This is a genomic window from Planotetraspora sp. GP83 (assembly GCF_041262585.1).
Taxonomy (GTDB): Bacteria; Actinomycetota; Actinomycetes; order Streptosporangiales; family Streptosporangiaceae; genus JAOEGB01.
This window is the reverse complement of sequence record NZ_JBGCBZ010000038.1, coordinates 1-25,404: the sequence shown is the minus strand read 5'-3', so window position 1 is coordinate 25,404 and position 25,404 is coordinate 1. Positions and strand designations below refer to the sequence as shown.

Annotated in this window: 22 protein-coding genes; 7 read left to right on the top strand and 15 right to left on the bottom strand. The window is 70.3% G+C overall.

All coding sequences use genetic code 11. The features are described from left to right. Positions 1-177: 177 nt before the first annotated feature. On the top strand, positions 178-789 hold the full coding sequence (locus ABH927_RS33040) for a GNAT family N-acetyltransferase (protein WP_370028229.1): 612 nt from the start codon (positions 178-180) through the stop codon (positions 787-789). Here ABH927_RS33040 and ABH927_RS33035 read toward each other — a convergent pair. After that, positions 756-2,411, bottom strand: coding sequence for a hypothetical protein (locus tag ABH927_RS33035; RefSeq protein WP_370028226.1), 1,656 nt, complete (start codon positions 2,409-2,411; stop codon positions 756-758). The genes ABH927_RS33040 and ABH927_RS33035 overlap by 34 nt on opposite strands. Before the next feature lie 356 nt (positions 2,412-2,767). Between ABH927_RS33035 and ABH927_RS33030 the strand changes: the two genes are divergently transcribed. The 3 genes from ABH927_RS33030 to ABH927_RS33020 are packed head-to-tail and all read left to right on the top strand — an operon-like array spanning position 2,768 to position 3,922. Beyond that, positions 2,768-3,367 (top strand): ATP-binding protein, encoded by a 600-nt coding sequence (locus tag ABH927_RS33030; RefSeq protein ID WP_370028223.1) that lies wholly within the window; start codon positions 2,768-2,770, stop codon positions 3,365-3,367. Continuing rightward, positions 3,360-3,629, top strand: a complete 270-nt coding sequence (locus tag ABH927_RS33025; RefSeq protein WP_370028221.1) for a hypothetical protein — start codon at positions 3,360-3,362, stop codon at positions 3,627-3,629. The genes ABH927_RS33030 and ABH927_RS33025 overlap by 8 nt, the downstream gene beginning before the upstream one ends. Further along, positions 3,626-3,922, top strand: coding sequence for a hypothetical protein (locus ABH927_RS33020; RefSeq protein WP_370028218.1), 297 nt, complete (start codon positions 3,626-3,628; stop codon positions 3,920-3,922). Before ABH927_RS33025 ends, ABH927_RS33020 begins: the two co-directional genes overlap by 4 nt. Before the next feature lie 262 nt (positions 3,923-4,184). Here the strand turns inward: ABH927_RS33020 and ABH927_RS33015 are convergent, their stop codons facing one another. Next, complete coding sequence (locus ABH927_RS33015; RefSeq protein WP_370028215.1) at positions 4,185-4,520, bottom strand: hypothetical protein; 336 nt, start codon at positions 4,518-4,520, stop codon at positions 4,185-4,187. Here ABH927_RS33015 and ABH927_RS33010 point away from each other — a divergent pair. Further along, positions 4,435-5,793, top strand: a complete 1,359-nt coding sequence (locus tag ABH927_RS33010; RefSeq protein ID WP_370028214.1) for a UDP-glucose/GDP-mannose dehydrogenase family protein — start codon at positions 4,435-4,437, stop codon at positions 5,791-5,793. The two genes, ABH927_RS33015 and ABH927_RS33010, sit on opposite strands and share 86 nt — an antisense overlap. Positions 5,794-5,919: 126 nt before the next feature. On the opposite strand, the gene ABH927_RS33005 is transcribed toward ABH927_RS33010, so the two are convergent. Next, on the bottom strand, positions 5,920-6,942 hold the full coding sequence (locus tag ABH927_RS33005; protein ID WP_370028211.1) for an SDR family oxidoreductase: 1,023 nt from the start codon (positions 6,940-6,942) through the stop codon (positions 5,920-5,922). Between the two features lie 185 nt (positions 6,943-7,127). Between ABH927_RS33005 and ABH927_RS33000 the strand changes: the two genes are divergently transcribed. Further along, positions 7,128-7,604, top strand: coding sequence for a vitamin K epoxide reductase family protein (locus ABH927_RS33000; protein ID WP_370028208.1), 477 nt, complete (start codon positions 7,128-7,130; stop codon positions 7,602-7,604). Between the two features lie 95 nt (positions 7,605-7,699). Here the strand turns inward: ABH927_RS33000 and ABH927_RS32995 are convergent, their stop codons facing one another. From ABH927_RS32995 to ABH927_RS32975, 5 genes are all read right to left on the bottom strand, one after another. Beyond that, complete coding sequence (locus tag ABH927_RS32995) at positions 7,700-8,482, bottom strand: methylenetetrahydrofolate reductase (protein ID WP_370028206.1); 783 nt, start codon at positions 8,480-8,482, stop codon at positions 7,700-7,702. A gap of 73 nt (positions 8,483-8,555) precedes the next feature. Further along, positions 8,556-8,867, bottom strand: a complete 312-nt coding sequence (locus ABH927_RS32990; RefSeq protein ID WP_370028203.1) for a hypothetical protein — start codon at positions 8,865-8,867, stop codon at positions 8,556-8,558. After that, entirely contained in the window at positions 8,839-10,266 is a 1,428-nt protein-coding gene (locus ABH927_RS32985) for a serine/threonine protein kinase (RefSeq protein ID WP_370028201.1), read from the bottom strand. The genes ABH927_RS32990 and ABH927_RS32985 overlap by 29 nt, the downstream gene beginning before the upstream one ends. A 152-nt stretch (positions 10,267-10,418) precedes the next feature. Beyond that, entirely contained in the window at positions 10,419-11,411 is a 993-nt protein-coding gene (locus ABH927_RS32980; RefSeq protein WP_370028198.1) for an acetylxylan esterase, read from the bottom strand. Continuing rightward, positions 11,408-13,891 carry a glycosyl hydrolase family 95 catalytic domain-containing protein gene (locus ABH927_RS32975; RefSeq protein WP_370028195.1) on the bottom strand — a complete coding sequence of 828 codons (2,484 nt, stop codon included), beginning with the start codon at positions 13,889-13,891 and terminating at the stop codon, positions 11,408-11,410. The genes ABH927_RS32980 and ABH927_RS32975 overlap by 4 nt, the downstream gene beginning before the upstream one ends. A gap of 199 nt (positions 13,892-14,090) precedes the next feature. On the opposite strand from ABH927_RS32975, the gene ABH927_RS32970 reads away from it, so the two are divergent. After that, the gene (locus ABH927_RS32970; RefSeq protein ID WP_370028281.1) at positions 14,091-16,235 is read left to right on the top strand and encodes an alpha-galactosidase; all 2,145 of its coding nucleotides are present in this window, start codon (positions 14,091-14,093) and stop codon (positions 16,233-16,235) included. A 35-nt stretch (positions 16,236-16,270) separates the two neighbouring features. Here ABH927_RS32970 and ABH927_RS32965 read toward each other — a convergent pair whose 3' ends face one another. The 7 genes from ABH927_RS32965 to ABH927_RS32935 form a co-directional block, all read right to left on the bottom strand. After that, a complete protein-coding gene (locus tag ABH927_RS32965; protein ID WP_370028192.1) occupies positions 16,271-17,350 on the bottom strand; it encodes a hypothetical protein in 1,080 nt (359 codons plus the stop codon). Between the two features lie 524 nt (positions 17,351-17,874). Continuing rightward, complete coding sequence (locus ABH927_RS32960; protein ID WP_370028189.1) at positions 17,875-18,612, bottom strand: PASTA domain-containing protein; 738 nt, start codon at positions 18,610-18,612, stop codon at positions 17,875-17,877. Positions 18,613-19,307: 695 nt separating this feature from the next. Further along, positions 19,308-19,973 (bottom strand): hypothetical protein, encoded by a 666-nt coding sequence (locus tag ABH927_RS32955; RefSeq protein WP_370028186.1) that lies wholly within the window; start codon positions 19,971-19,973, stop codon positions 19,308-19,310. After that, positions 19,970-22,405: a helicase HerA domain-containing protein gene (locus tag ABH927_RS32950; protein WP_370028183.1), complete on the bottom strand. Its 2,436-nt coding sequence runs from the start codon at positions 22,403-22,405 to the stop codon at positions 19,970-19,972. Before ABH927_RS32950 ends, ABH927_RS32955 begins: the two co-directional genes overlap by 4 nt. Next, entirely contained in the window at positions 22,402-24,225 is a 1,824-nt protein-coding gene (locus tag ABH927_RS32945) for a ThiF family adenylyltransferase (RefSeq protein ID WP_370028181.1), read from the bottom strand. The genes ABH927_RS32950 and ABH927_RS32945 overlap by 4 nt, the downstream gene beginning before the upstream one ends. A 10-nt stretch (positions 24,226-24,235) precedes the next feature. Further along, complete coding sequence (locus ABH927_RS32940) at positions 24,236-24,805, bottom strand: hypothetical protein (RefSeq protein WP_370028178.1); 570 nt, start codon at positions 24,803-24,805, stop codon at positions 24,236-24,238. Then, the coding region (locus tag ABH927_RS32935) for a hypothetical protein (protein WP_370028176.1) at positions 24,802-25,404 on the bottom strand (603 nt) is incomplete at its 5' end. The genes ABH927_RS32940 and ABH927_RS32935, both read right to left, overlap by 4 nt.

The window sequence follows — 25,404 nt, the reverse complement described above, 5'->3', positions numbered from 1 at the left end:
TCACCGCTGGACCATCTCGCGGATCGCCGCCCGCAGTATGTCCGGGCCTCGGCCGGGGTTCTCGTCAGTAAACCGTTGAACTGTTATGAACGGGCAGACACCGTCTATCCACCATGCCTGGTGATGCCGGACGCAAGTACGGTACGGGATCGAGGTCAGACGAGAGGATATTGAGACATGGGCGAGGTGACCGGCGAGCAGGCGGACGGGCAGATGGCCGGGGGTATTGGCCGACTGGTGAAGGTCGAGGTGCTGGACGCCGTCCACGCCATGGCGTTGGCTGATGAGGTCGGCGCCGTCTACCAGGCGGCGTTCGGGGCGCCGCCCAACAGCGAAGGACCCGAGCAGTTCGCTCACCAGCAAGCCACCTATCAGACGCTGCTGGGCCGCCGGGGTTTTCGGCTGGCGATCGCCCGGCGGGCGGAGCGGCTGGTCGGCTTCGGTTACGGTGCGTTCCTTCAGCCGGACACCGCCTGGTGGGACGGGATGCTGGAGCCGCTGGAGCCGGATTTCATCGCCGAGACGGGCGACCGCACGTTTGCGCTCATTGATATGGGAGTTCTCCCCGACGCGCGCCGTCAGGGCATCGGGCGGGCGCTTCATGACGCCGTGCTGTCCGGGTGCGGGGCGCGGCGGGCGACGCTGGCAGTCGAGCCACGCCTCGAAGCCAACCAGAGGCTCTACCGGTCCTGGGGGTGGCAGTGCGCAGGCCGGTTGACCGGTGCACCCGGCGACATCGCGGATGCGTACGACATCTACGTTCGGGATCTGCCGGTCCCCAGGCCATAGCTGCGCAGTTGCTCATCCAGCGCAACCACGGCGCCGGTTCGATTCCATGGCGACAGGGCCTGGCGGGCTCCGGTCACCACGGTGACCACACGCTGAGAGCGGTTGCGTCCGGTCAGTCTGGCGACCTGAACGAGCTCGGCGCAGGCCTCGGCGATCTCGCGTTTTTGGGTGTATGCCCTGCTGAGATACAGGTGCCCAAACGCCCGGTTTCGCGGAAACTGGCCGCCCATCGCGGCCATGGCCGCTCGGGCGTCGGCGATCGCCTGATCGGGTTCGCCCATGTCCAGTTGGCATAGGGCGCTGGTTAGGGTGAGCATATTCGGCTCGAAGAAGTACGCCAGCGCCCGGCCTGGATCGTCGGGACCTGAGGCGGCGAGCCCCGCACGGGCCGCAGTCATCGCGGTCCGGCACCGTACATAGTCTTTGCCTTGAGCGCGGGCACGTTCGCGGCGCAGGACGCCCGCGTATGCGCGGGCGCCCACGTCTTGGGCATAGGCCACCAGGATGTTGCTTCCGCCCCGCTGGGCCCACACAAGCGCGCCCAAGGCGTGCTCGACGCCCTGACGGGGATCGCCGGTCCAGGTGGCCAGGTGGGATCGCTGGGCCAGCACATAGCTGGACATCAGGTCGTCGTCGGCCTCGTGGGCGGCGCGCAATGCCTGCCCGTAGTAGTAGTCGGCACCGGCGAAGTCTCCCGAATTGAACAGCAGCCATCCCATGAACCGGGAGGTGTCGGCGAACAGCGTCATCAGCCGCTGCCGAAGCCCCTCGTTGGCGGTCGCTGGCAGCAGCCGTTGGACCAGACCCTGCTGGGCGAGCACGGTTTCCATGACGGCTTGGGGACCCAGGATGTCTTCTTGTCGAATGACGTGGCGCAAGATCGCCGCCACATGGTCGACCGCTGTCGCGTCGACCCGGGATGGCGCTTTCGCTGTCAGGGCCAATCGCTGTAGCTCCTCTTCGCCCAGGTGAGCCAGCAGCGGAGAGGCATGCGCGGCGGCTGCCGCGGCCGCGATCACCCCGAGCAGGTCCCGACGCTTCATGACGTCGGCCCACTGGGTGAGGGCCGAGACCAGATAGCCGAACTCTTGCTCGCGCAGCCGGGCCGTGGCCGGCGCCCGTAGGTCGTGAGCGTCGGCCACGCCAGCAGCAGCGAGGTCGGTGGGCAGACCGTCCAGGAAAGAGGCGACATCGGATGGGCTGAGTGAGCGACGACCGGCGGGCTGCCGATCGGCGCCCGAAACGGGCGTGTGCTGAGTGGAGCCGTGCTGGTCGGCATGACCGTGGTCGTCACCACCAACCAGGTCTCCGGCTCGGCATTGATAGATGTGGGCCAGTCGTTCGAGACCGGCGAGGGGCGGCTCGTTGCCCGTTATCGATGGCCAGGCTTCCCAGGCTCCAAGCTTGCGTTCGCTGAGCGTGTCTTCGGGCCAGCGCGCGTTCCATAGGCGGACCACCTTGGCTTGGGTATATCGGTGCGCCTCGCGAAAGGCCCGCAACGGGTTGAGCTTGAACCGGACTTGGTAGTCCGCCGCGATTTCTCGCCACGAAAAGCCGCGTCCGCGCAGTTCGGCCGTTAACACGTCCATCTGCTGCTTGAGGCTGCGCGACTTTTGTGGCATCGCACGCACCTTCCCGGTGACCGCCCCGAGGCTTGCTGTCGGAACAACGCTACGACCTCACCGACCACCTCAGGTGTGGTCGGACAGGAATCGGCGATCTGGCCGCCGATTCCTGTCACGTGCAGCTCCTTGATTTCCGCAAATCGCTCGAACGGGTCCCCAAGACTGAGGTCTGGCCGTGGTCTTGAGCCACGCAGGAAGGAGCATGGTGGTGGCAGACCGTTGAGCCGTCAGGAAAGCCGGTCGAATTACACGCGATCCATTGCACGCGATCCACCGCCAGGGCGAGATTCACTGTCCAGGCGTGCCCACCACAGGACGGCCACGATTCAAATGGCCACGATCCGGGAGCATGGATGGACCCCCATGGTGACTCGCAGACGTACGCCGAACCAGCACAGATCGTCGTGGACGACGGCCTGATCCGGGTCATGGCCTGGCCGTTGATGCGGGAGCACGGTCCGCAACAGGTTCGCCGTCTCCTGCGTCCGCAGGTCATCGAGTATTTGCACGGTCAGGCACTCGAAGATGCGGAAGTGGTGGTCAGCGAACTGGCGACCAACGCCTTCGTCCACACCGACGGAGCCTGCGAGATGCGGATCGTCCGCCACGCAGGGTTTCCCATCGCCTGCGAGATCGTTGACGCCGGTGGCCAGGGGGACCTCATCGCCAAACGGCTCGCCGAGGCGGCTACCCCCATCATGCCCACGGCTATGGCGGCCGATCCCGATGGTGTCGCCTATCTGGACGAAGGCGGTTTCGGCCTGACCATCGTTGCGAGCTTGACCAAGGGGCAGTGCGGGGTTCACCCGACCCGGCTCAGTCACAGCGGACAACTGGGGAAGGGCGTCTGGTTCGCCGTCCCTGCGTTGTTCGGCGCCCACCGTGAGACCCCTCGCCCGCTACTGGAACTGATCCGATTTCCGCCAAACATCAAGGGACACCCACATGGATGAGAACGCGAAACACGCCGTGCGACTGCTCGCGGCGCGCCTGCCGTCCTGGATCGTCTGGTACGGCCAGCACACCGGTCATTTCTGGGCTCTGCCAAGGACATGCGACCTCGCCGCCGCGCCGCACATCGAGTCGCGGACACCGGCGCAACTGGAGCGCCAGGCTCAGGAGATCGAGCGGAATTTCAGAGCACGGGGTGTTTCGCCGCCTGCCACGCCCGCTTCGGGGCCATCGCGCAGCCGTGCAGCGGAGGCGCGGTCATGATCCAAGATGAGGCCTTCGCGGATCTGCGGCGGGAGCTGACTGCCCTTGAGGTCCCTGCCGAGGATCGCGACGTTCTGTATTTGAGCGCGGGCGACCCGGCGCTCAGCCTGGCTCCGACGCTCGTCGTCTGGGTGAGTCTCCAGCACGGGTTCCGCTGGGTGGGCCCTGACTGGCGCTGGGAGTCGCACCCGCTCCACGATGCGCCCGGCGCCGCTCGGCTGATCGCCCCGCTCTACCTTCAACGCGTCCGGACCGTCGACGAGGCAGGGCTCCTTCGAGAAGAGGCTCCCTAAACGGGCGCGACGGTGTGACGGAATCACGGAGTCCCGTCGTCCCATCCACCTCGGCAAGAGCAGTGATCGGTTCCGGGATCGATCACAGGGCTCACGCGCACGCGTGACCGGCTTGTCGGGAGCGCACGGCAGGAGCAGAAGGGCTCCTGCCGTGCGCCTCTTCCGCCCGCATTGCGATCCGCGGGTTCAACATCAGCGTGCGATAGTTCAGCCACGTCGCCACCGGTTTCCTCGCACAGCGCGGTGAGCGCCCGTCCGCCCGCTACGGGGTGCCCACGCACAGGATGTGCAGGTCAGCGAAGGCTGCTACCTCGTCGTAAGCGGTGGTGAAGCGAAGCGTTCCCGCCGTGGTGTGATCGGCGATAGCCTCGGCCAGGCCGGGCTCGTCAAGCAGAGCGCAGCCCGCAGACAGGGTGCACACGGTGGTCGGGGCGACGTCCAGACCGAGGCCCTCGTTGCCCGCGATCGCCATTCCGGCAGCGTAGGGGGCGCCGAGACGGCCGCATCCGATGATGCTGAGTTCACTGAGCACCTCCAGGAGAAGGGACGGCCGGAACGTGCGGATGACGATGATCGGGTGTGGCCATCTGGGAGCCACTCACGCGGCCTCGATGGCGGAGATCGGTCATGACGTTCTGGGGGTGGATATCGACGAAGCGAAGATCGCTACCTTGCGGTCTGGACGGGCGTGGTTCCACGAGCCCGAGTTGGACGAGATGCTGGCCCGGCACGTCGCCTCCGGGCGGTTGCGGTTCACCACCGACTTCGCCGATGCCGGCGAGTTCGGCGACGTGCACTTCATCGGCGTGGCCACGCCGGGAGTGCCCGGCCGGGGTGACTACGACCTCAGCCAGCTTTACGCGGCGGTCGAGGCTCTGGCCCCGCACCTGCACCGCGAGTGCCTGATCGTCGGCAAGTCCACGGTGTCGGTCGGGACGACTGCCGCCGTCCAGGAGCTCGTGCGGGATCTGGCCCCGGCAGGCGACCGGGTCGGGGTGGCGTGGAACCCCGAGTTCCTGCGGGAGGGCCACGCCGTAGCCGATACGCTCCGCCCGGATCGGATCGTCGCCGGCGTCTCCTCCATGGAGGCTGAGCGATTGATCCGCGAGGCGTACAAGCCGATCACCGACATCGGGGTGCCGCTGGTGGTGACCGACCCGGCCACGTGTGAGCTGGTCAAGGGCGCCGCGAACGCGTTCCTGGCCATGAAGATCTCTTTCATCAACGCGATTGCCGACGTGTGCGAGGCAGCCGGCGGAGACGTGGCGCATCTGGCCGACGCGATCGGCCTGGACCCGCGGATCGGCCGGGCGATGCTGGACGCCGGGCTTGGTTACGGCGGAGGCTGCCTGCCGAAGGACACCCGGGCGTTCGCCGCTCGGGCCGGGGAACTCGGCGTCGACCAGGCGGTGGAACTTCTGGGGGTCGTCGACCGGATCAACGCCGCCCGCCGCGACCATGCGGTGGCCCTGACCTTGAAGGTGTGCGGCGGCGCGCTGACCGGCCGCCGAGTCACCGTGTGGGGCGCATCGTTCAAGGTCGGCACCGACGACATCCGGGACTCGCCTGCCCTGGACGTCGCCTCCCGCCTGCACCAGCAGGGTGCGCACGTCACCGTGCACGATCCGATGGCCATCCCGACGGCCCGGGCCGCCCACCCCGAACTGACCTACGCCGAAGACCTGGTGCAGGCTGCGGAGGGGGCGGACGTGCTGCTCGTCATGACGGCATGGCCGCAGTTCCGCGCCGTCCACCCCCAGGAGGTGGCCGAAGTGGTCGCGTCCCGTGTGGTCATCGACGCCCGCAGCGCGCTGAACGACGGCTGGTGGGACGAGGCCGGGTGGACGGTCCACCGGATCGGCCGCGGATAGCGAACCAGTTGTCACGGCCGTAGACCGACGATCACGGCGGCCCGCAGACACTCACCGCTTAACCTGCGGAAACGGGATCACGCGGAGATCGACTCATACACCACTCCACTGGAGGTGACCCCCTTGTCAGCTCGCCCGGCGGAGGCGGGTGGCGGCGGCGGTGAGGACTGCTCCGGCGGCTATCGCCGTCACGGCTCTGCGGTGGCGGGAGAGCCAGGATTGCGGGCTCAGGGAGTGCGACCGGGAGTCGAAACGGCCGTGGGCGCCGAAGTCGTGGCCGTCTTTGCCGTCCGCCGGCTCCCACAGGTTCGCCGGGCTGTCCGGCCGGTGGGGCTCGTCGGTCTGCTGAGAGCCGTACCCCGTCCTGCCGAGGTAGCGGTCGATCAGAGCCGGAGCGATCCTGTTTGCCAGCAGCGTGGCGGCGGTAGTGGCGCCGACCCAGAACTCCTTGCGTTCCGGATGGTCTGCGGCGAAGACGATGGCCCGCGCGGCTACCTCTGGCTGGTAGATGGGCGGCACGGGCTGCGGGCGGTTCGGCAGCCGCGACAGCACCCAGTCGAACTGCGGCGTGTTGAGCGCGGGCATCTGCACCATGGTGACCCGCACCCTGCTCTTGTCGTGCAGCAACTCACACCGCAGAGACTCGGTGAAGCCCTTGATCGCATGCTTGGCCCCGCAGTACCCGGACTGCAGCGGGATGGCACGGTACGCCAGAGCCGAGCCGACCTGGACGATCGTGCCGTGATCGCGGGGGAGCATGCGGTTGAGGGCGGCCTTGGTGCCGTGGACGTAGCCGAGATAGGTCACTTCGGTCACCCTGCGGAACTCTTCCGCGGTGATTTGGGTGAAAGGCGCGAACACGGTGGTGAAGGCGACGTTGACCCACACGTCGATCGGTCCCCACTCCTGCTCCACCCGGTTGGCGGCGTCCTCCACCTGCCGGTAGTCGCTGACGTCAGTGGGGATGACGAGTGCCCGGCCCCCGGCGGCCTCGATCTCGTGGGCGGCGGCCGCGAGGCCCGTCTCTCCCCGGGCGAGCAGCGCGACGCTGTCGCCTCGGGCGCCGAACATCCGGGCGGCCGCTCGTCCCACGCCCGCGCTGGAGCCGGTGATCACCACGATCCTGGGTTCGCCTCGCCTCATGTCCATCACCTTCGCCCGCGGCCGACTCGGCTGTTACAAATGACGCTGCTTGTTCCTCCCTCACCGGGGCAATCCCTCGACGACCGTGAACGGCTCAAGAACCCGCCAACCTTCCGGGCATCGAGATTGTCCCGGTCGGTGAGGGTAGGCGGACAGATATGCGTGATGGTCCCTCTTCGCTCAGAAGCCGCGTGCCGATCGCCCTTCTCGCTCTGATCGGCTGCGCCATCTCCACCTATCTGGCGCTGTATCAGTACGGCGTGCTCCACTCCGTGTGGGACCCGATCTTCGGGGACGGCTCGCACAAGGTCCTGACGTCGGCCATCTCCCGCATGCTCCCCGTGTCGGACGCGAGCCTCGGCGCGGCCGCCTATCTGGTCGAGGCCGTGCTGGAGCTGAGCGGAGGGCGGAGCCGCTGGCACGACCGGCCCTGGATCGTCGTCCTGCTCGGGCTCACCGCCGCCGTCCTTGCCGTCACGGGCGTCGTCCTGGTGATCGCTCAGCCGATTCTGACGGGCACCTTCTGCACGCTCTGCCTCACCTCCGCGGCGCTGTCGTGGCTCATCGCGGCGCTCGTGTCGACCGAGGTCCGGGCCGCTCTGAGACGAGTGGCCGAGCTACGACGCGACGGCAGGTCGCTGGCGGCCGCGGTCCGAGGAGAGCGATGAGGGCCTACCGCGGTCAGACGACAAGCGGCGCGGTTAACAAAGCGGTCGACGTCGACAAAAGTGATCGACAAAGCGGTCGACAGAGTCCTGGCGAATCAGGCCAGCATGGTCTCCAGGCGTGCGGCCACCTCCCGGTAGCGGCTTACCGGGATCACGTGAACCCCGTCGAAGGCGCCTGACTCCTTGATTTGCACCACGAGCTCGCAGGTGGCTTCGACCCCGGCGCGGCGGTCGGCGGCGACCTTGCCGACCAGGTTTTGAGGGATGTCTATGTCCGGAATGGTAGCGGCGAGCCGCTGGGCGTGAGCCTCGCTGGCCACGACCATCACCCCGGCGTACACCGGCACGTCCACCTGATTGGCCTCACGCCACCGAAGCAGGGCCTCCAGCGAGAAGCTCGCCTGGACGAACACGAAGTCCGCCGCCCGCTTCCAGGCCGGCAGCGGGCGCAGGCCCGCCGCGGTGCCGACGCGGAAGGGCCGCATCCCCGCGAACACGGCGTCCTCCGCCGCCGTACGGACCTCCTCGATCATCCCGCGCACGTTCAGCTCGCTGGTCCTCCCACCCGCCGTGGGCTTGTCGCCGTACACGAAAAGGAACTGGTCGACGCCGTACGCTGCGGCGGTCAGCAGGTCCCGGCGAAAGCCCAGCAGGTTGCGGTCCCGGGAGTTGAGGCAGGCGATGCTTCGCCCGCCCATCGCCTCGACCTCGTGGGCCACCGCGACGCTGGAGACCGTCGCGCGGCCGATGTGGTTGTCGGGGATCAAGAAGGCGTCGGCGACCTTGCCGAGCGTTCCGATCTGGTGCCGCACGTGCTTCAGGTCGGGCCGAGTCGGCGGCTCGATCTCACAGATGACCTCAAACCGGTGATTAGCCACGAGATCAACATAAGCTTCGCCGTACGGCTCGGCGATCGTTTCCGGCCAACTCCGCACGCAGGGATGGCGCGGTTCATCTCGTGGTGATGTGGACGAGCCAGTAGGTGTCGTCCGTACCCGTGAAGTCGGCGAAGGGCCGGGCAGTCCTGCCTGTGAGGTCGACGATGCGGACCTGCCAGGGCGTCGGGCCCTTGTCGAACACGAGCAGGTGGTCCTCGTTGAACCAGCCCCACAGCCCGCCCTTCGAGGGGAGGGGGAAACGAGCCAGGCGCCTGCCGCTCGCCGTCTCGACCACACAGGCCAGTGCGGCCTTCCCCGGGCACTGGGCGGCGAGCAACCGGCTCGACGGGGACACATCAGCCGGCGCCGTGTCGGTCCACCGCACCCCTTGGATCGTCCGCCGTACGGTGCCGTCGAGGGCATAGACGCCGACCCCGTCCTTGTCCGGGCCGGGACGGCGGATGACGGACGAGCCGTCCGGGCCCCAGAGGTACGGCGAGTCGCCCGCGCCGGGGTCGTCGACCCGGGTGAAGGCCGCCTTCCTGGCCGCCGGGTCCACGACGGCGAAGCCCACGACGAGCCGGGTCTTCCCGTTCAGCGTCGAGACCGTGAGCAGCAGCCGAGGAAGCCGGTGTGGCAGTGGGCTGCTGCCGGGACACGACCGCGTACACCCCGCCCCCGGAGGCGAGCGCGATGGCGAGCCCCGCCAGCGCGTACCCCAGCCAGCCCCACCACGGCACGGCCCGGGGAGTACCAGCCGCCGGCGTGACGGCCGTCGGCCGTCCGGCGGGGGAGGAGGAGGGCTCCCCAGGAGACGCGGACGCGGCGGCTATGCCGGGCGCGGCGGGGGAGGACGGCGCGGCCGGAGATGCGGGATCGGGGGAGGACGGCGCGTCCGGAGAAGCGGGATCGGAGGGAGCGCCGACGGCGGTGGGGCCGGGAGGGGACGGTAGGCCGATCTTTCCGAGGTCGAGACGCGCGGTCAGCAGGGAGTGGCCCACCAGCGTGAGCAGCGCGTCAGAGGAGCCGGGTCGTTCGGCGGGGTCCTTCGCGAGGCACCGCGCGACCAGGCCGCGCAGCGGCTCGTCGAGGGCCGGCAGATCCGGGTTCTCGTTGAGCACCCGGTTCACGGACTCCGCCGCCGAGTCCGCCTCGAAGGGGTGGCGCCCGGTGGCGGCGAAGACCATCGCGGCCGCCCAGGAGAACATGTCGGCGGGCTGCCCGGGCGCATCCCCGATGAGGGTTTCCGGTGTCAGCGGGCTCAGCGCGGTGACCGGTTGCGTGGTGGCGGTGGAGGCGGCTTCCAGGATCGGCGCCAGCCCGGTGCCGGTCACCCGGGGGCCGTCAGGGGAGAGGAGCACGGCGTCCGGGCGTAGGCCGCCGTGCACGGCGCCGGTCTGATGGACGGCGACCAGCGCGGTGACCGTGCCGACCGCCAGCCGGTGCAGCGCCGGTCCAGCGAGTGGCCCGTGCTCGCGCACCTCCTCCACGAGCGTGGGACCGTCCACGTGCTCGGTCACGATGTACGGCCGGCCCGTCACGGTCCCCGCGTCCAGGATGGGCACGAGGCAGAAGGCCGGGAGCCGCTGGAGGGCGTCAATGGTGGTCAGGAAGCGGTCAGGGTCGTCCAGCTCCACGTCGTAGAGCGTGACGACCGTCCGCTCGCCGGAGCCTGACTCCGCGGCATAGGACACGCTCCGGACGGTCTCGGCGATCCGGCCGCGCAGCCGGTAGTCCCCGAGCCGCTCCCGATCGTCCGGTCGTAACGGGCTGATGGCGAGCAACTCGACCCCCGCTTCAGGCGGCTCAACCGATGGGGGTCCATTATCCGCTGACTTTGGCGGTTGCGCCGGAATTCGCGCAGCACTAGATCGCTACTTTCGCCCCTTTCCCCGCCGTTGCCCACACCACGCCGCTGTTTCTCCTGCGCTCGCCCCTAAAGAACGGGCTCGTTTCCGGACAGTGAGGAGTGGAAGGCGTTCAGAGCGATCTCCAGATCAAGCGACCCGCCGGCCTCGTGTCCGTTGTACTCCCATACCGCTATTTCCTTCCTCCCCGCGTACGCGTTGAAGGCGGCGAAGGCGGTCGAGGGCAGGCAGACGTCGTCCATCAGCCCGGTGGAGAACCAGGCGGGGGCGTTGGCCCGTTGCGCGAACGCGATGCCGTCGAAGTAGGCCAAGGTCTCGAAGACGCTCGTGACCGCGCCGCGGTGCGTTGCCAAGAATCCCGAAATTTCGGTATATGGCCCGTTACGAGTTGTCCGGGTGGCCCGCTGGATGTCGCACAGCAGCGGCGCCTGGAAATGGGCCGCGCGCAGGTCCGGGACCAGGCCCGCCACCGCCAGCGCGATCCCGCCGCCCTGGCTCGCGCCGACGACGGCGACCCTTGCCGGATCGACCATGTTCACGGCCCGCACCGCCTGGACCGCCCGCACCGCGTCGGTGAACACCCGCCGATAGAAGTACGTCTCCTTGCCGGCGATCCCCTGAGTCATGAAACCCGGATATGCCGGGCCCGAGCCGACCGGGTCCGGCGTGTGCCCGCCCGCCCACGCGCCGCCCTGGCCGCGAGTGTCCATCAACAGGTGCGCGTAGCCGGCGGAGGGCCACAGCAGGTCCTCCAGTGGGTGGCCACGACCGCTGGAGTAGCCGTGGAACTGCACGACGGCCGGCAGCGGGCCGCTCCGGTGTCGCGGGACGCGCAACCATGCCTTCACCGGATGACCGCCGAACCCGCGGAAGGTCACGTCGAAGACGTCGATGGTCCGCAGCCTCGTGCCGACCGGGGTGAGGGTCACGTCGAGCGGGTGGTCGGCCGCCGAGTCAAGGGTGTTTCGCCAGAACGCGTCGAAGTCCGCCGGCGCGTCGTAGGGGCTGCGGTACGCCCGGAGATCGGCATGGTCCTCGCCGCGAACAATGTGGGCCGTCATCGGCTCGCTGTCCTTTCACGTACGTTCAGCGACGGCCTGAGACGCACCTCTTCGCCCCCGCCGATGGACACCTCGGCCGTCGTCTCGCCATGGCGGACGCGTGCCGTACGGACTCCATCCGGAACATCGTTGCGGATGGTCAGCGATGTGAGCTCACCACCCCGCCACGTGAGATCGACGCTCCACCCGCCGCGACAGCGGACGCCCCACGCCGACCCGTCGGGCCACGCGGACGGGACGGCCGGAAGGACCCGGATGACGCCGCCGTGGCTCTGCACCACCATTTCCAGCAGCGCAGCCGTCAGCCCGTAGTTGCCGTCGATCTGGAACGGCGGATGCGTGCTGAACAGGTTGGGCAGGAGGCCGCCCCATACCGAACCGTCGACGGGCACGTTGACCGCCGGGTCGTCGCTGTACGGCCGGGTCGCTTCCAGGAACAGGTCCCGGGCCGTACGGCTGTCGCCCAGCCGAGCGCGTAGCGCGATCTTCCAGGACCACGACCATCCCATCGCACCCGGACCCCGGGCATCCAGCGTTCGTACGGCGGCCGCCGCGAGGCCGGGCGTCTCATCGGGATCGATCTCACCCAGAGGGTAGACGCTGATCATGTGCGACATGTGACGGTGACGTGGGTCGTGTTCCGGGTGGTCCTCGGCCCATTCCCGCAGGCGGCCATCGGGCGCGATCCCCGGAGGGCGCAGCCGGGGCATCGCCGCGCGGATCCGCTCGCTGATCGGATCGTCCAGCCCCAGCGCCTCGGCCGCGTCGAGACAGTGCGTGAACAGGGCACGGATCAGCGCCATGTCCATGGGGGTGGAGAACGAGAGCGACTCCGGGGTCGATCCGCCCGAGATGAACAGGTTCTCCGGCGACGTGGAGGGAATGGTGTCGAGCCATCCGTCCGGGCCGTCCACCAGCCAGTCCAGGCAGAACTCGGCGCAGCCGCGCAGCAGCGGCCAGCCGCGTTCGCGGAGAAAGCCCAGGTCCTGGCTGAACTCGAAGTGGTCCCAGAGATGCTGGGCCAGCCACACGCCGCCCATCATCCAGATCGCCCACGAGGGGTTCCCGTGGCCCATGCCCACAGGCAGGGCCCATCCCCACATGTCGGTGTTGTGATGCGCGACCCAGCCGCGCGTGCCGTACAGCTCCCGGCTCACTTCACGCCCGGTCCGCGAGAGCCGTTCGATCAGGTCGAGCAGTGGCTCGTGGCATTCGGGCAGACCGGCGGGCTCGGCGCCCCAGTAGTTCATCTGGGTGTTGATGTTGATGGTGTAGTTCGACGACCAGGCGGGGCGCAGGTCCGCGTTCCAGATGCCCTGCAGGTTGGCGGGCGGCCCGGCATGGGGGCGGGAGGCCGACGCGAGCAGATATCTGCCGAGCTGGAACAGCACCGTGGCGACCAGGCGCTCGTCCGCGCCGGTGAGAACGTCTCGCTCGACATCGAACGTGCCCGCCCGCCGGGTCCCGATGACGAGCCCGGTCGCGCGCATCAGGGCGCGGAGGTCCTGCTGGTGCGCGCGGAGCAGCCTGCCGGCGCCCGTCGCGACCGCGGCCTCGGCGCGGCGTACGGCACGCTTCAGATGCACTTCCCGAGTGGCCGAGGTCGTCGCGAACAACGCCGAGGGCGCGGTGTCCGCAGGCCGGGCCCAGAAGTCGGCCGCGCTGGTGGAGCTGGTGAGAACCAGCAGCGCTCGGGTCATGCCGCGGACCGACCAGGCGTCTCCTGAACCCGTGCCGCCGCTTTCCACCGAGACGTGGCCGTCGGTCTCTATCCGTACGGCTACCGCGGCGAACGGGTCGTAGCCGCCGGGGACCGGAGCGCCATAGCGCAACGGCTCGGCGACATCCGGCTCGTGCAGGGGAGCGCCGTCGACGGGAATCTCGATGCCCAGGGCGAGCCCGGACAGATCGGCCGTGCGGTGGGCCACGCGCAGCGGGGAGGACAGCTCCACCCGCATGTCCGCGGTCCCGCCCTCGACGGTGATCTCGACGCAGACGGCCTCTGCCGGACGGCTCGCCCAGGTCAGCCGCCGGACGGTGCGCCCGCCGAGGTCCATGACCTCGGTCACCACACCGTCGTCGAGGTTCAGCGTGCGCCCCTGATAGACGGCGTCGTCGCCGGCCGCCAGGCTCATCCACAGGTCCGTGAAGGGCAGGTACTCCTGGCTGTACCGTCCCTCGAACGACATCAGCAGTGCCTCGGCGCGCCGGTAGTCCCGGTCGCGGACGGCCTGCCGCACCTCGGCGAGCCGTTCCGGGCCCGCACCCGAGGCGAGGACCTCGGCGAGAGCTTTCGCCGGGCCCCCCGGCTCGCCTGACCAGACCGTGGAGTCGTTGACCTGGAGCCGGCTCCGGTGGACTCCGCCGAAGACCATCGCGCCGAGCCGGCCGTTGCCGACGGGCGCCGCCTCGAACCAGCTCGACGCGGGCCGCGGCCAGGCCAGCATGAGATCGCCGCCCGCGATCTGTCCTTCACTCACGTTGATGTCCGTCCGTTGAGTTCGTGGTACCTGATGGTGACTTCACAGTCACATCCGGGTTCCGGTCTCGAGAAACATGGCCGAAACCTAGAATTAATAATTTCCTTCGTCAAGTATTGATTTCCCCGCCAGAGCCGACTTACGCTCAGCCGGCACTCACTGGCCAGCCCGTCGAGACCGAGGACCAGACTTGCCCGCTGTGCTGTACCACCCCGACCACCGCCTGTGGCTGTTGCGCGGCCCGGCCACGGCGTACGCCATCCGGCTCGCCGAGGACGACAGCGTCCGGCACGTCCACTGGGGAGCCGCGATGACGCTCGCCCAGGCGGTCGAGCTGGCCGAGCGGACGTCACCGGCGGCGAGCAGTTTCGAGTCGGTGGCCGGCGCGGACGAGCTGGCGGCTGAGGGCGGCGCCCGCTTCGGGCCGTCCAGCCTGCTGGTGCGCTTCGCCGACGGCACCCGCGGTGTCCAGTGGCGATACGCCGGCCACGACATCGACGGCGGGCACCTGCGCATCCATCTCCACGACCGGCACTACCCGCTGCGCGTGACGCTGAATTACCGGGTGCACGACGACAGCGACGTGATCGAGCGCTGGACGATCGTCGAGAACCACCACGACGAGGCCGGCGACAGGGCCGGCGACGGGGCTCCGGTCACCGTGCTTCGCTGCGACTCCGCCGCCTGGACGGCGCCGCATCGCACGCGCTACCGGATGAGCCACCTCGTCGGCGGCTGGAACAGCGAGTTCCAGTTTCGGCAGGCCGATATTCCCGTGGCCGAGACGGTCCTGACCAGCCGGCGCGGCCTGACCAGCCACCACGCCAACCCGTGGCTGGCCGTTGACGACGGCACCGCCGGCGAGGACCACGGCGAGGTCTGGAGCACCGCGCTCGCGTGGAGCGGCAGCTGGCGGGTCACCCTGCACCGTGACCCGGTCGGCCGGACCACCTGGACGGGCGGCTTCGGCCACGAGGGGCTCAGCTGGTCACTGGCGCCGGGCGAGGCGCTGGAGACCCCGGTGTTCGCCGGCCTCTACACGGCGGACGGGTTCGGGGCCGCCAGCCGCGCCTGGCACGGATATGTCCGCCGGCATGTGCTCGCCCATCCGGACGAGACGCGGCCAGTGCTCTACAACTCGTGGGAGGCGACCGGGTTCGACGTGGACGAGGCCGGCCAGATGGCCCTCGCCGCTCGCGCCGCGAGCCTCGGCGTCGAGCTGTTCGTGATGGACGACGGCTGGTTCGGCGCCCGCACCAGCGACCGGGCCGGTCTGGGCGACTGGGCGCCCAACCCGGCCCGGTTCCCCTCCGGCCTCGGCCCGCTCGTAGCGGAGGTGCACCGGCTGGGCATGCGCTTCGGGCTCTGGGTGGAGCCGGAGATGGTCAACCCCGACAGCGACCTCTACCGGGCCCACCCGGACTGGGTGCTCCACATGGCCAACCGCGACCGGACCGAGATGCGCCATCAGTTGGTGCTCAACCTGGCCCGGCCGGACACCGCCGAGTGGACCCACGCGTGGCTGGACCGGCTGGTGGCCGACCACGGCATCGACTTCCTCAAGTGGGACGCCAACCGCCCGTTCACCGAGGCCGGATGGCCCGGCCACGGTGATCCCGACCGGCTGTGGATCGAGCACACCCGCGCGGTCTACCGGATCATGGACCAGCTCCGGGCCGACCACCCGGGCCTGCGCATCGAGGCGTGCGCGGGCGGCGGCGGGCGGGCCGACCTGGGGATCCTGAGCCGCACCGACCAGGTGTGGATCTCGGACAACACCGACCCGGTCGACCGGATCGGCATCCAGCACGGTTTCAGTCAGCTTTACCCGGCACAGGTGATGAGCGCCTGGGTGACTGACAGCCCGAACGTGGCCACCGCTCGGCGCACTCCGCTGCGCTTCCGGTTCCACGTCGCCATGGCCGGCGTCCCCGGCATCGGTGGCGACCTGACCTCGTGGAGCGAGGAGGAGCTGAAGGAGAGCGCCGAGCTGGTGGCCACCTACAAACGCATCCGGCCGGTCGTCCAGCACGGTGCGCAGCACCGGCTGCGTGGGGACGGCACGCTGACCGCGTTCGAGTACGCCCATGGGGACGACCACGTGGTGCTCGCCTGGTGCCCCACCCGCCCGTTCGGCCACGGGCCGGCGCCGTTGCGCCTGGCCGCGGTACGGCCGGACGCCGTCTACCAGGACCTGGACACCGGGGCGACATATCCGGGCGCCGTGCTGCTGAACTTCGGCCTGCCCCTCGGCCTGCCATCGGGCGACCACGCCAGCGCGCTCGTCCGCTTGCGGCGCCTCACCAGCACACCTGCAGAAATCGACCCTGTAGTGCCCCTGTGACCCTCCCGGGGAGGCGAGGGCCGGCCGAGGGGTGATCAGGATGTGGGAGTCGGGGTGGGGGTGCCCGTGAGCGTGGGCTCAGGGGTGGGAGTCACGGTCTCCGTGGAGGTCACCGTCGATGTGGGGGTCACGCTCGGACTGGGGGTCGTGGTCGGCGGCTCGGCGGGGATGACCGTCGGCGTCGGACAGGGCTTGGGAGCGCGCCAGGAGAGCTTGCCGAAACGCCAGTGCGGGGAGTACGGAGAGCTCTTGCTGAGGTACCACAGCCTCTTGCTCGGCCGCGAGAGGTCGAAGACGTAGGCGGCCGTCGCCGTCTCCCCCTGAGGGGCGGCGGGCGTCGTCTCGATCTGCGGAGGGATGGAGTCCGTCTCGCTCGGGGAAACGGGAGATGTCGGGGTCGCACCCTCCGGAGTGGGGGTCGGCGAGGTCTCGCCCGGAGAAGGAGTGGGGGTGCCTTCAGGAGGCGTGGGCGTGCCCTCAGAGGGGGTGGGCGTCCCTTCGGGAAGCGTCGGCGTGCTGGGCGGAAGCGGAGTCGGGCTCTCCGGGGCGGGGGCCGGCGTGCCGGGCTGGGCTGCCGCGATCACCGAGACCCAGGCGTCCTGCCGGATCTCGCCGCCGCGACGGGCCGTGAACACCCGCGTGGAGTCGCCGATCGCGTACGACCGCTCGAAGCCGTCCTGGCTTCGGAGGGTGATGGAGTCCTCCGCCACGGCGATGGCCTGCCCGGTCTGGGTGAACACCATGATGGTGCCGCACCGGTCCTTGGTCGGCACGACCACCTCTCCGTGCAGCGCGCCGAGGAACGGGCCCATCAGGGGCACCTCAACGGCCGTGGGAGCGGGGATGGGCGTCACTGTAGGGGGTTCGGTGACGGTCTCGGTCGGGATAGCCGTCGGCGTCCCCGTGATCGTCTCAGTGGTCGTCAGCGTGGGCGCGGGAGTCTCGGCCGGCGAGGTGACGGGCGTGGCAGCAGAGGCCGCCGCCACTCCGATGCCGCCCGACGCGGTCAGCACGAACGCGGTTGCGAGGATCATGGGTTGGGAGATGCGCCAGCGCGGCCCGCCCGGTCCGGACGACAGTCCCTTCTTCGGGCGGTGGGGGTTGGTCGGCAACACCGTTCCTCCATATCGTTCGATTCGATGGTCTCCGCCGAACCGGCGGCGGCGTACGAGGGCTTTGCCCCGGTACGCAACTGAAGTGACCGGCATATTTGTTACCAAACCGTGTCACTCCCGAGGGATTGTGGAGACCTTCCCCGCATGTGCCGACTCCATGCGAGCGAATCTGTGGCCATGAGGCGGCCTGGTCGCGTTTCGGGAGTTCACAGGGGCATTAGCCGAATTGAGAAATCTTGCGGTAGTCGGTCCGTCCCAAAAATTTGGACCGATCCGGATCATCTGCTGGTCGTTCCGGGCAGGTCCTCGGCCGAGGGCTTCGCCTGCCCGATCCCGCGGCCCACGAGGTCGCCGCTACCGCCTCGGCTCGCTGCTGGTCTGATGCCTGCTCGCCGGGTTGAGCGGGGCGACCTCCCTGGCGACGGAACCCGAGTTCGATGCGAGCTGGGAGGGCGGCTGCCATTCGGAGGGGTCCCCGCCGCACGCCTCCGCGTAGCGATCGACATCGGGTGCATGCGATCAGGTCATTCGCCGTACTTCTTAGCCCACAGCACTACCTTCGTGTCGACAGGGACCTTTCGCCCAGCCGTCGGTTCCTGCCGAGTCACCACCCAGTTCCGGTCGTAGATCTGGAGGCGGTGCCGACCGGTGTCGTCCTGGTCGTCGAGGAAGTAAAAGCCAGACGCCTGCATCGTGTCCTGGGCCTTCTGCAGATTCATGCCGACGACGTTCGGCAGGGCGACCACCTCCTCGGAGGTGGCCTTAGCCGTCGGCTGTTCGGCCTTGGCCGTCGGCTCCGCCCGGGTGGGCTCCTTCACCGCCTGCGGCGTCTCATTCAGGGAGTTCGCCTGCACGCGGCACACACGGTACGGGCCTTCGATGGTGTCCTCTCGGATGGTCTTCCCGTCCACTTTGATTCGGCATGTCACTGAGCCTTCGGCGTCCCCGTTCTGCACCCACAGGGACAGGGAGGAATCCGTGTCCGCGACCTTGACCGTCTTGCTGTAGGGGAGTGGAACGGCGGCCTGTTGCTTTATCTGGAACGCGATGCTGTAGGTGACGTTCCCCGCTTTGGTGGCGCCGTCGTGGCCTTCCGCCTGGAACACGACGGCGTGAGCAGCCGCCTTGGTCTCTTTCTGCCGCATCGGGGCAGGAGTTAGGTCGGAGATGGCTTTCTGTACCTGGTCGGCACCATTGCCGGCCGCCGAGACCACCACCGCGAAGCAGCCGCCGAGCAGCAGGAGGGGGACGGCGATGACCACGACCCAGAAGATGGGGCTCTTACCCTTCCGCGGTGGAGGCGGGGGCGGGTAGCCGTGCCCGGGAGGCGGTCCGTAAGGCTGCTGGTACTGCGGCTGCCGGCCCGGCTGGGGCTGCCATTGCCGTGGATCCTGGGGGCCTTGCGCCATCGTCGGGACTCCGGGGGGTGGCTGATTGGGGCGTCTGGGTGGACGGACGGTCCTCCCGGACGGGTTATCGTCGACATGGTGCAGATCAGATCGTTAATCGTCCGGATTCGCTTGTGTCCTCATTTCGGGGGTGCGCTTTCGTCATTTCCGGGCTCGGTCGCACTTTCCGCCCGATCTCGTGCGCCAGTTCGGCAGAGAAAGGGAGAAGGAAGCACACCAGAAGCCGCCACTGCGTGACTGTAGCGGATTGGACGGCAGGTTGTTGAGCCGTTTGGCTGCTGCCGTGCATTGTGCTGAATAATCGCGTATTTCGTTGCGCAGATGCTGATGCGGGCGGCCATGTTGGGATGGTCTTCTTCTCGGCCGCTGTGACGGCTTCGCGATACAGGAACGCCCGCTCTCCCGATTCGGGGGATCGGAACGGTGACTTCCGCCCCCGCTGCGCGCTGTCGATGGGGACGACCGGCCCGGGTCCCGCCCGCCACGCCGAGGCTGGGAGCCCGCGGGACGCCCCTGACCGGCAGCACAAGGATATGGACGCTGGCTCGTCAGGTGACGTGGTAGCTCGCACCGGGTCCGTTGCCCCGGTAGGCGCCGTCGAGGGACCAGTAAGTGGTGCTGATCGAGAACGTCTGGCCGGGGAAGTGCGCGTAGAAGCCGGCGTTCGGCACCTTCAGCCTCACCGTGAAGCGGCCCTTGTGGCTCGTGCGCGCCGAGCCCATCTCGGTGGCGTGGAAGACCAGCCGGATCTCGCTGTCAGGCGGGAACCCGGTCCCGGTGAAGGTCAGCGTTCGCCAGACCGAGCCGCTCCTGGGGCTGACCTTGAGCCTCGGCGTCGTCGGCCGGACGTAGGAATCGCCGGACACGGAGGTGCCGCCGCCCGATCCCGAATACGAGCCACCGCCGTCGGTGCCCGATCCCGAGTACCAGGCGGGCGCGCCACTGTGTGGACGCGCGAACGGGCCCGGGTCGGCGGTCAAGATCCAGATGCCGATCGCCGCGAGGACGCCGAGAGTCACGATCCCGCCGACGATGTCCGAGAGGCTTCGTCCTTGCCGTGGCGGCGGCGCCGGCGCCGGGGGCAAAGGTTCCGGCCGTAGCGGCGCGGGGCCGCCCTTCCCCTTCCCGTACGGTCCCTTGAACAGTTTCCCGCCCGTTTGCTGGCCGATGATGGCCTCGCGGATCTTGCCTAGATCGTCGTTCTTCGGCCTCATGCGCCGTCCTCCGTCTCCCGGCCGCGGTTCGGCTGTCCCTGGCGCGTGTCGGCCGCGACCCGGTCGGCCAGGACTCGCGCCTCGCGTTGCGCGGCGGCGGCCCCGCGCCTGTCGTCGGCCCGCGACCGTGTCAGGGCCCTCGCGGTGACGCAGTAGACCCCCGCGTGCAGTTCCTCGAACGTCGGCCGCATGGCAGCTCCCACGAACGCGGCGCCGACGGCGTCCACGGCCAGCCGTGCCTGGTCGCTTTGCGGCACGCCGGCGATCGCTGCCTCGACCTGGGGCAACAGGCGCAGCCAGTGCCGCGCGGCGCACGGGTTCGGGCATGCCGCGCACCAGATCCGCTCCGGGGGCCGCCCGTTCGCCGGTACGACCGGGGCCGGGCGGGAAAGGCGGGCAGGCTCGGGGTCCACCGAGACCCAGACGGGCGCGGGATGACCGCTCGCGTCGACCACGAATGCCTCGCCCCTGCCCAGCATCGGGACCTGCTCGGCCACCTGCCCGATCGCGCCTTCGCCCGGCTCCTCGGCCAGCCGGTGGGTCAGCCGGTTGGGGAACAGCCGGGTCACCGCTTCCGGCAGCTGCCGCGGGCTCTGCGTGACGAGCACAAACCCCTGCCCGTACGAGCGCTGCGTCGAGATCGCCGTGGCCGTCGCCTCCGCCGCCGCCGATCCCGTGCGCTCCTGGTCGTGGGAGACGCCGCCGAGCAGCAGGTGGGCTTCCTCAAGGACGGCCAGGTGGCCGAGCTCCGGCAGCGGATGAGCCCGCCGGTAGGCCACCAGCCCCGCCAGCAGCAGGGCGAACGCCAGCTGCCGTGCGGTCCGGTCGCCGAAGTCGGCCAGCGTGATCACGGCGGGAGCCGCGAGCAGCCGGCCCCAGTCGAGCCCGGCGTGCGGGCCGCCCGCGAGCGCGTCTCCGCCCGCGCCCGCCACCAGGGACTGGACCCGCTGTCCCAGCGAGGCCCGCAGGTTGGCCGCCTGCTCTCCCGCGCCCCCGTACGCGCCCGCGTGGTCGAGCACCGCGCGATAGAGGGTCGCGACCGTGGGCGCCTCGTCGCCCTGGTAGACGTCGGTGACCGCGTTGCGCAGTGTCGCCGCGGCGAAGGGCCAGCTGACCGACAGGCCCGTGGCCGCGTCGAGGCATTCGGCGACGGTGTCCCCGAACGCCGCGCCGCTCACCCCGTCCGGCACCGCCAGCGGGTTGATCTGCGCCCCGTCGTGGCCCAGCCGCAGCGCGCCGTCCGCGAGGCCCAGGTATTCGGTCTTCTCCGGGTCGATGACGAGGTACGGCACGCCGTGGTCGCGCCACAACCGCCGCAGCAGCGTCATGACGGTCGTCGTCTTCCCGAAACCGGTCAGCCCGGTGACCAGAAGATGCTGGCTCAGGTCCGCTACGCGGAGCAGGTAGTCTCGTCCGCCTGCCGACCGGCCGAGCCGGACGCCCGCGCCGATGGCCGCCGGCGCGTACCTGGCCACCACGGCGGGTCGCCGGGCATGCCGGGTGACCGCCTCCATCGGCAGCGCCGCCACCGGGACCAGGGCCGCCGCCGTCTCCGGGGCGACGACCGACCCATCGCGTACACGATCGAGGACGCCTCGACGGGCCGCCGAGTCTTCCGGCACGCAGTGAGCGCCCAACGCGGCGGCGAGTTCGGTGGCGGTGGCCGGGTCGCCGGCGGCCACCGCCACGTCGACATGAAAGGCGACCGGGGCCGCCTCCAGCGCGTCCAGCGCCTTCTCGCCGTCATCGGCTCGCGTCTCCTCGTCCCGTACGCGGGACGCACCCGCGGTGGCCGACCGGCGGACCGCGCGGCGCAGGACGGGCAGGACGGCGCGCGGCGGCTCGGCCGGGGTCAGCGACACCCGGACCCCGCACGGACCGGCCGCCCGTTCCACCGCGTCCAGCAGCGCGGCCCACCGCAGGCCGCCGCCAGGCCAGCAGGCCATCCGCCGCCCTGGCAGCCGCTCGCCGTGCCCCGGGATGACGCGCCACGCCGGCGCCCCGTCCTGCCCCAGGCCGTGCCACGGGAGTGGTCCGCGTTCCGCAGGCGGCCCGGAGGCGGCTACGGCCCTCCCCGTGGCGACGGCGGCGGGGTTCCCGGTGATCGGAGGCGGCGCGAGGGCGGCGAGATCCACGAGCCCGGCGAGCAGGTCGGCGCAGCGGGAGGCGTGCCCGGCGACCGTGGCGGCACGGCCGGACAGGCGGAGCGTGACCCGGGCCCCCACATCCGGGTCACGCCGGACATCGGCCTGCAGCGTGACGGGGTCCGCGTGCCGCATGCCGGAGAGAAACTCGGTCAGCCGGTCCCGCAGTACGTTCTCGACAGTCGTCGGCTCGCCCCCGGGTACCGGCATCTCGGCCTGGGCCGGCAGCCGGGTCACCACCCAGGACACCGCGGCCGTGTCCACCTCGGAGTCGCGGGCCGCCGTCATGTCCGGCCGCCTCTCGCGACGAGTTGGCGCAGGCGACCGGAGGACACGACCTGGCCGGGTCCGGCCAGTGGATCGGTTCGCGCGTCGTCAGGTCCGCACACCGGGCAGCCGGGCTGCCGGTCCACGGCCATCCAGACGCTCTGGAAGGCGTGCTGCCCCGGGGCGTCGCGCAGCACGTGCCCGAACAGCCAGTAGCCCGGCTCGGTGCCGAACGCGACATAGGTCTGCCCGCGTTCTCGTGGCCCGTCCAGGAACCCCGTGATCCGCGCTTCGACGGCCGGGCCGGCGTCCGGCTCGGGCCCGGGACCAACAGGACCGTCGGGCTGCCCATCGGGCCCTCTGGCGGCGTGCAGCAACGCCAGGGCAATCTTGGTGGCGGCGGCGGAGACATACTGGATATCGACGATCAGGCCGGGCGCGGCGACGAGGCGGCCGGTCCCGTAGTCGGTGGGCTGGATGAGGGCCGTGTCGGTGGACAGCCCGCGGATCCCCGCGGTGGCGCAGCCCCAGCAGGCGGCCCCGGGGTAGGTCATGATGACCTCGCCCCCGGCGGCGGCGCGGTAGAGGCCGGGGAAGAGGGCCGGGACGCCGGTCCAGTACGCGAGATGGTCCAGGCGGCGCTGAGCGCGGGCGTCGTCGGTGGCGGCGACGAGCAGGTCGGCGGAGCGCAGCGTTCCGGCCAGGGCGTGTGGATCGAGCTCGTGCACGGTCGCCCGCGCCCGCCGCACCACTATTTCCGGATTTATGGCGGCAAGCCGACTGGCAAGCGCGGTCACCTTCGGTCGCCCCACATCTCTGGCCGTGTAGGGGCTGCGCCCGAGGTTCTCCGGGGCCACGAGCTCCGGATCGAGCAAGGTGAGCCCGCCGACCCCCGATCTGGCCAGGCACTCGGCGACGTACCCGCCCACGGAACCCGCCCCGGCCACGACCACGTGCCGATCGGCCAGGTCGGGGGCCAGCAGACCCGCGCTGCGCGCGAACAGCCCCGTCGCCACGCCGCGCGTGGGTCCCCGCCGGGTCAGGACGCCGACGGCCGCGCCGGGCGCCGCGCGCAGCCGCGCGCCCACCGAGGAGGGGCGGTGGGCCGCCCGCGCCGCTGTGGCGACCGCGCGGGCCAGCCGGTCCTCTGGCGGCGTCGCCGGGTCCCAGGTGAGCGCGACGGGCGAGCCATGCGACACCAGAACCGGCGGGACCGCCGGGAAGTCCACGCCGAACAGCACCGCGCGCACCGACGGCAGCCCCTCGAACGCCGCCCGTACGGCGAGCAGCGGCACGCCGTCCACGGTCAGAACCTCGGGCTCACCCAGATCTCTGGCTCCGGCGCGTTCCAGCGACGCGGCGACCGGCAGCACGATCGGGTGCATCGGCAGCACCTCGACCCGGTCGGCGGCGGCCACCGCGCAGAACCACGACACGCGTACGCCGTCCACGGACAGTTCGTGCGCGGCGGGCGGCGGGGTTCCGGGGAGCTCGTGGGTCACGATCGGCGCGACGAACCTGCCCAGGTGCGGGTTGATGCCGAGGGACCTGGCGTACTCGTGGCGGTCCTGCGCCGAGGGCTCGGGCAGCGTGCTCGGGTGGGAGTGCACGATGCCCTTGAACCGGACCGTTCCTTCGCGCTGGATCGCCTCCATGCGGTCGATGAGCCAGCCGCTGGTGCGGTAGCGCACGCCGGTGACGGCCGCCTCCTGGTCCAGGACCAGCCCGGTGACCAGGTCGCTTCCCGGCGGGCCGAGCAGCGCGCCGCCCGCCTCGGGGACGACACCGCCGATCTGCCCGACGATCGCGGCGAGCGCCTGGTCGGTGACCCTGACCCGCATCACGGCAGGCTCACCGCCCCTCGGCCGAGAACGGGAACGGATAGCCGTTGCGCACGAACCCCATCCCGAGCGCCCACAGCACCGACTTGGCGTACGCCTCCTCGAGGGACGGCTGCCCGGCCCCCGGCGTGTCGGAGAGGCAGATCGTCCCGTCCGGGTACAGGTGCCCGTCGTGCGCGCTGATCACGTTCTCGCGGACGAGTTGCTCCAACGCGGGCTCGACCAGCTTGACGCGGTACTCGCGGCCGTCGAAGAACGCGAACAGCGTGTAGCGCTCGTTGAGCTCCGTGGTGATCGAGTACGCCCAGCCGCGCACGTCGGGCTCGTCGATGTAGACGGTGCCCTCCGGCATCCTCGCCCGCGCGAACCGACGGTCGGCCAGGAGCCGGTGATCGGCCGCGAACGTTCCATGATGGACGCGGGAGACTGGCTCGTCGCCCGCCTGGTCGCCACGGTAGATGGTGCCATCCCGCCCGACCGTGATCCGGCGCGCCGGATGGTCCGGGTACGGAGTGTTGTCCGTCTGGGCCTGGCGGATGATGTCGCGCAGCTCGTTCAGGTCCCCGGATTTGCCGCTCATCGGTGCCCTCCGGAATCCGAGCCCGGCTTGTGGTCCGACGCCGGCGACTTGTCCGCCGACCCGCTGAGCGAGGAGCTGAAGTCCGTACGAGAGGGGGAGTGTGTGTCGCCGTGGGACCGGTGACCCTGCTGTCCCGACCCCGCCAGCTCCTTGTGAAAGTCCGTTCTGGACTGCTCGGCCGTCGTCTTCTGCGCCCCGTTTTCGTGGTTCTGCTGCCGCTCGATCCGCTCGTACGGATTGGGCACGGGATCCCCGTTGGCGTCGTCCAGGCTCCGCAGCTGCGACGGAGGTCGCGCCCCGGTCGTGCCGCCTTCCCTGCCGTGGGAGGTCGTCCCGCTGTCACGGCCGCGCCCCGCGTCGGGGGTCACGCCCGCGTCGCGCGGTGGGATGCCCCAGTCGGTAACGGGGTGCCGGACGTGTCCATGGCCGTCGGTCTGGCGGGGCTGGTGCCTCTCGCCTGGGTGGTCGTGCGGCGGCGTGCTCGTTCCGCTGTCACGGCCGCGTCCCGCGTCGGGGGTCACGCCCGCGTCGCGCGGTGGGATGCCCCAGTCGGTAACGGGGTGCCGGACGTGTCCATGGCCGTCGGTCTGGCGGGGCTG

Excerpts from the sequence above, each read along its gene's own strand:
- ABH927_RS33010 (WP_370028214.1), top strand. The coding sequence starts at position 4,435 with ATGCTGAGTTCACTGAGCACCTCCAGGAGAAGGGACGGCCGGAACGTG.
- ABH927_RS32950 (WP_370028183.1), bottom strand. The coding sequence starts at position 22,405 with ATGACGGCGGCCCGCGACTCCGAGGTGGACACGGCCGCGGTGTCCTGG.
- ABH927_RS33025 (WP_370028221.1), top strand. The coding sequence starts at position 3,360 with ATGGATGAGAACGCGAAACACGCCGTGCGACTGCTCGCGGCGCGCCTG.
- ABH927_RS33030 (WP_370028223.1), top strand. The coding sequence starts at position 2,768 with ATGGACCCCCATGGTGACTCGCAGACGTACGCCGAACCAGCACAGATC.
- ABH927_RS32945 (WP_370028181.1), bottom strand. The coding sequence starts at position 24,225 with ATGCGGGTCAGGGTCACCGACCAGGCGCTCGCCGCGATCGTCGGGCAG.
- ABH927_RS32980 (WP_370028198.1), bottom strand. The coding sequence starts at position 11,411 with ATGACGGCCCACATTGTTCGCGGCGAGGACCATGCCGATCTCCGGGCG.
- ABH927_RS32940 (WP_370028178.1), bottom strand. The coding sequence starts at position 24,805 with ATGAGCGGCAAATCCGGGGACCTGAACGAGCTGCGCGACATCATCCGC.
- ABH927_RS33020 (WP_370028218.1), top strand. The coding sequence starts at position 3,626 with ATGATCCAAGATGAGGCCTTCGCGGATCTGCGGCGGGAGCTGACTGCC.
- ABH927_RS32955 (WP_370028186.1), bottom strand. The coding sequence starts at position 19,973 with ATGAGGCCGAAGAACGACGATCTAGGCAAGATCCGCGAGGCCATCATC.
- ABH927_RS33035 (WP_370028226.1), bottom strand. The coding sequence starts at position 2,411 with ATGCCACAAAAGTCGCGCAGCCTCAAGCAGCAGATGGACGTGTTAACG.
- ABH927_RS33005 (WP_370028211.1), bottom strand. The coding sequence starts at position 6,942 with ATGGACATGAGGCGAGGCGAACCCAGGATCGTGGTGATCACCGGCTCC.
- ABH927_RS33040 (WP_370028229.1), top strand. The coding sequence starts at position 178 with ATGGGCGAGGTGACCGGCGAGCAGGCGGACGGGCAGATGGCCGGGGGT.